The organism is Microbacterium sp. Leaf351, assembly GCF_001423825.1.
Lineage (GTDB): Bacteria > Actinomycetota > Actinomycetes > Actinomycetales > Microbacteriaceae > Microbacterium > Microbacterium ginsengisoli.
Genome location: NZ_LMPK01000021.1, coordinates 15,171 through 15,760, shown reverse-complemented (window position 1 = coordinate 15,760; position 590 = coordinate 15,171). Strand labels below are relative to the sequence as shown.

Below are 590 nucleotides of genomic sequence, written 5' to 3'. Positions count from 1 at the left end.
GCTGGCCGACGCGGTGAGCGTCACCGTGAAGGCGGCCGTCTCTCAGCCGCTTCCGGTGCTGTACCCCGAGCTCGCGCGCTGACGATCAGCCCGGGAGCGTCACGGCGACCGGCTCGAAGCTGAACGGGCCGGGGCACGACCCGAACACGGGCGCCTCGGCCTTGTGGCCGATCGTGAAGGTCTGATCGATGAGCACCGAGCCGGCGTCGGTGACGCGCACCGTGATGAGCGACGTGTCGCCCGCGGGAGGGGTGGCGTACGGCGCCTGCTGGGGCACCTCGACCCGCGTGCGTTCGACGATCGTGAGGGCCGAAGGCGCGCATCCGGCGCCGAAGCAGGCCGCCAGGCTCGCCGACGCCGGCAGCGCGGGGGTGAACTCGAGCACCGCCGGACCGCTGTAGACGTAGCCGATCGCGGGGCAGGCAGTCGGGCCGACGGCACACCCCGGGGTGAGCACGGCGACAGCGAGCGCCACAGCACCCGCACCCGCCCACCTGCCTCTCATGCCGCCGAGGCTAGCGGGGCCGAGTGACCCGGGGCTGAACCGATGCCCGATCGAGATGAACATTCTCACGGTGCGCGTGGGCGCG

The 590-nt window shown here is 72.9% G+C and carries 1 protein-coding gene; it reads right to left on the bottom strand.

Going from position 1 to position 590, the window contains the following annotated elements; all coding sequences use genetic code 11:
• Positions 1 to 85: 85 nt before the first annotated feature.
• Complete coding sequence (locus ASG00_RS07430) at positions 86 to 505, bottom strand: hypothetical protein (RefSeq protein WP_156454731.1); 420 nt, start codon at positions 503 to 505, stop codon at positions 86 to 88.
• Positions 506 to 590 lie beyond the last annotated feature (85 nt).